The following is a 4,058-nucleotide window of genomic DNA, read 5'->3' as shown; positions in this document are numbered from 1 at the left end:
CGCACCTCTCCAGGTTATGGGATATCTCCCGTATCCCCTGGGATAACTCACCTAAGAACAAGAAGGAGGGACTTGTGAACGAAACTCTGGAACATTACAGACCCGCTAATGGTTATGGTTCTGCTTCTTCTGGTCCTCGAATACAGAGAGCCCTTCCTGGAGCTCTTCCGGACTCGGCAGGCTTTCCCGCAGATCGGCCGGTAAAGATTTCCCCAGGCGATAGGTTGCCACGCCCATCGGTTTACCCATGTCCCGCAGAGCATATTCGGCAATGAGGCGGTTCTGGGTCTTGCACAAGATGAGACCGATGCTGGGGCGGTCCTCCGGGTGGCGCAGGAGATCGTCCACAGCCGAAAGGTAGAAATTCATTTTGCCGGCGTCCTCGGGCTTGAACTCCCCTATTTTGAGATCAATCACCACGAAACACCGCAAACGAAGGTGGTAGAAGAGCAAATCCAGATAGAAGTCCTCCCCACCCACCTCAAAGTGGTACTGCTTGCCCACAAACGCAAACCCTTTGCCGAGTTCCAGGAGAAAATCACACAAACGTTCCAGAAGGGCGCGTTCCAGATCACGTTCCTGCGCTTCCGGGCTAAGCGAGAGAAAGTCGAAAATGTAAGGGTCTTTGAGGAGTGAACGTGCCAGGTCCGACTGTGGCGTGGGCAGGGTATGCTCAAAGTTGGTGATGGCTTTGCCCTGGCGCCGGTAGAGTCCGCTTTCAATCTGGTGCACCAGCACATTCCGACTCCAGCCGTGTTCGAGAGTCTTCTGGATGTACCAAAGGCGTTCGTCCCGGTCTTTCACTTTGTCCAGCAATACGCAGTGATGTCCCCAGGGAATTTGTGCAGCAAGCTGCTGCACAATTTGCTCATCCGGCTAGGCTTCGGCAAAAGCCCGCATGTACTTGAGGTTACGCGGTGATAACCCCTTCATCTCCGGGAACTCACGCCTGAGGTCTTGAGCCAGGCGCTCGATCACCTTGCTACCCCAACCCTCCTCCTTTTGGCGATGGAGAATTTCTCTCCCGATATGCCAGTAGAGAAGAACCAGCTCCCGATTGGCGGAGAGGGCGGCGCGAACCTGGGTCTGACGAATCCGCGCCTTGAGGCTCTCCAGGAACTCTGCATAGCCGGCAGGCAGCACCGCAGTAGATTGCTGCTTTCTTCGACGAGCGGCCACAGCTCAGAACACCCACTCTCTTGGCCTTCGGGACTCCCCTACGGCTTCACGACCACCTTGAGGTATGGGCCCTTCTGGATTTCCTCAAGCATTTTCGGGAGTTCCTCAAGGGGGATAACCTTTGAGATGTAGGCTCTGCCATCGATGCGGCCGGTGCTCATGAGTTCAAGACAGGTCCGGATGTGGGAGGCGGTGGCGCCTGAAGTCCCGTGGATGAAGAGCTCCTTGTAGTGGACGGTGTTCCCATCAACGGTGACGAGGCGATCGTCCTTGGGAAGGCCTCCGAAGAAGTTCACCCGTCCCCGGGGGGCGGCAAGTTCTATGGCTTCCTCTTGAGCTTTGCGGGAGGAGGCGGCAACAATGACGACATCAGGACCAATGCCCTGGGTTTCCGCAAGGACGGCTTCCTTCAGGTTCTCTTCGGTGGGGTTGATGATCCGATCCGCTCCGAAGCGTTTGGCCTCCTCAAGGCGCGCTTTTTGAATCTCGGCGACGAGGACCTTCGTTGCCCCGAGGACCCTGGCAAGGGCAATGTGCATGCAGCCCACCGGGCCGGCGCCAATGACAAGGACCCGGTCCCCAAGGCCAACACGCGATAGGAGCTCCCCATTGAGGGCACAGGCCATGGGTTCAGAGATTGCCGCCTCCTCAAAGGAGAGGTTTTCGGGGAACTTGATGAGGTTCCCCCGCCGGACGGCCTTCTCCGGCACAAGGACGTACTCGGCAAAGCCCCCGGGGTAGTAGTAGCCGAAGGCTTCGGTCTTTTCCTTGAAGACGAGGCAGAGGTTCGTGAGCCCCCGCTGGCAGAAGAAGCACTGCCCGCAGGAGACGATGGGGTCCACGACGACCCGGTCCCCAACCTCGTACCCTTCGACTCCTTCCCCCTTTTCGGCGATGACGCCGGCAATTTCATGGCCGAGGATCTGGGGTCCGGTGATGGCCCGATGTCCAAAGTGGAAAATGCGGATATCGGTTCCACAGATGGCGCAGGCCTCCACCTTGACGAGGACATCCCCCTTGCCCACTCGAGGAGTGGGCCGCTCCTCGATGCGGAGGTTCAAAGGCCCGTAGAAAACCGCTGCCTGCATGCTACTCACTCCTTTCGTAAGTTCCGCAGGAATTCGTACCAGAAGGCGATTCGCTCCCCCACCGGGCTTTGCGGGGGAATGCCACAGAAATCCGCAAGGAAAGAGGAAAGGCCTTTCTCTTTCAAGAGCTTCTTGAGCTTCACCGCTTCCGGGTCCCCATCCCAGTCGTAGTGGAGAGCCGCCGCACTTACGCAGGCGATGTGCTCCGGGAATACCCCCTCTTCAAGGCAGAGTCGGATACTCCCCACGAGGCGCTCAGAGGGGCTGAGCTTCCGCAGAGGCTCCCGGGCAACCCGGTGCACGGTGTCCCGAAGGAGGGGATTCCCAAAGCGCACCCGGATATCCTCCCGGATTCTGCGGTGCTCTTCGGGGGCAAGCTCCGGGAACCGGCGAAGGAGGGCTTCCGTCGTTTCATCAAGGGCTTTCTCGAAAACCTCGCCGATGAAAGAATCGGAAAATCCCTCGTGGACGTACGTGTAGCCCCGCAGGTAACCGAGGTACGCCAAAGCGGCATGCCCCAAGTTGTGGGTGTGGAATTTCCGGAGGAATTCCGCCTGGAAGTTCGCAACCGCCCTTGCACTTCGTAGGGGAGGAGGAAGGGCCCGGGAGGCTTTTGCATCGTAGGGGAAATCCCGGTACGAGTCGGCGACGACAAGGAGGGGGTCGGAAATCTCCGGAAAGGCTTCCCGGGGCGGGACCATGCGGGCAACGCTTGTCGCCACAAAGCCGATATTCGCCTCCGCCCAGAGTTTTTCTTCTTCGGTGAGGTAGCGGAAGACTTCGCTTTTCAGAAGCTCTGCTGCGTCCCTGGCGTTCTCGCAGAGGTAGATATCAAGGGGAGGAGCACCGATTTCCCGACGTTTCCGGATTCCCAAGGCCACAAGGGGAGCGATATCCCCGAGGTTTTTCACCCCCACGGCGGTTCCAGAGGCCTGGGCTTTCGCAAAAACCCGGGCGATAGCTTCACACTCTGAGGCAAGAAGAGCCTCCACCGGGCCTATGGAGCGCTCAAGGGTTTTCTTTGTGTACCCATCGAGGATGCGGAGAGGATAGAACTTCCGGGCGTTCAGGAGGTCCACGAGGTCTTTGCGCACGTCGACAAAGACAATCCGGTACCCTGCCTCAGAAAAAAGCTCCCCCATGAAGCCCCGTCCGATGTTCCCCGCCCCGAACTGGAGGAAGATTCCCAAAGGCCACCTCTTGTAGTTTTTTCCTATTGTACGCCTTCTTTTACCCCGGCCACAAGGTACTCCTCTTCGGTATCAAGAACGGCAAAGACCCGAAGGCCAAGTTTTGTAAGCATTCTTGCGACTTCTTCGCCTTCGGGGAGGAGATGGTTTTTTGTCACCTCGTTCTCGGCGTGGATGGCGTGGATGATCTTGCGCCCAGAGGTATGGAGGATGGCAAAGACCCCTCCGTCCTTCAGGAAAAAGGTAAGGTGCCGGACGGTCCCCTCTTTGTCCTCAAAGTGCGGAAAAGAGGAGTAGCAGAGGATGGCGTCAAAGGTCTCCTCAAGCTCCACATCTTTTGCATCCCCAAGAACGTACCGGATGCCCTCATCCCCGAATTTCTTCCGGGCCTCCGAGAGCATGGCCTCGGCAATATCAAGCTCCACAATGAGCAAAGGGGAAAAGAGCTCCCGCAGAAAGGGGACGAGAACCCCCGTACCCGACCCCACATCAAGAATCACGCCTCCCCGGGTGATGGGAAGAAGAGATAGAAGCCTCCGGAGTTTTCCTTCCGGAACCTCCTGCATGCTGTCCCAGAGGGGCGCTTTCTCGTTAAAGAAGG

The 4,058-nt window shown here is 57.9% G+C and carries 3 protein-coding genes and 1 pseudogene; all 4 read right to left on the bottom strand.

Going from position 1 to position 4,058, the window contains the following annotated elements; translation table 11 throughout:
* Positions 1 to 105 precede the first annotated feature (105 nt).
* A pseudogene (locus H5U36_09440) lies at positions 106 to 1,143 on the bottom strand (DUF1016 domain-containing protein).
* A gap of 74 nt (positions 1,144 to 1,217) precedes the next feature.
* A complete protein-coding gene (locus tag H5U36_09435; protein MBC7218333.1) occupies positions 1,218 to 2,267 on the bottom strand; it encodes an alcohol dehydrogenase catalytic domain-containing protein in 1,050 nt (349 codons plus the stop codon).
* A gap of 5 nt (positions 2,268 to 2,272) precedes the next feature.
* Positions 2,273 to 3,457 carry a hypothetical protein gene (locus H5U36_09430; GenBank protein MBC7218332.1) on the bottom strand — a complete coding sequence of 395 codons (1,185 nt, stop codon included), beginning with the start codon at positions 3,455 to 3,457 and terminating at the stop codon, positions 2,273 to 2,275.
* Between the two features lie 23 nt (positions 3,458 to 3,480).
* A partial coding sequence (locus H5U36_09425) for a methyltransferase domain-containing protein (protein MBC7218331.1) occupies positions 3,481 to 4,058 on the bottom strand: 578 nt, incomplete at its 5' end.

This window comes from Candidatus Caldatribacterium sp. (assembly GCA_014359405.1).
GTDB lineage: Bacteria > Atribacterota > Atribacteria > Atribacterales > Caldatribacteriaceae > Caldatribacterium > Caldatribacterium oleiphilum.
The sequence above is the reverse complement of the archived record's forward strand: the minus strand, read 5'-3'. Positions and strand labels throughout refer to the sequence as shown.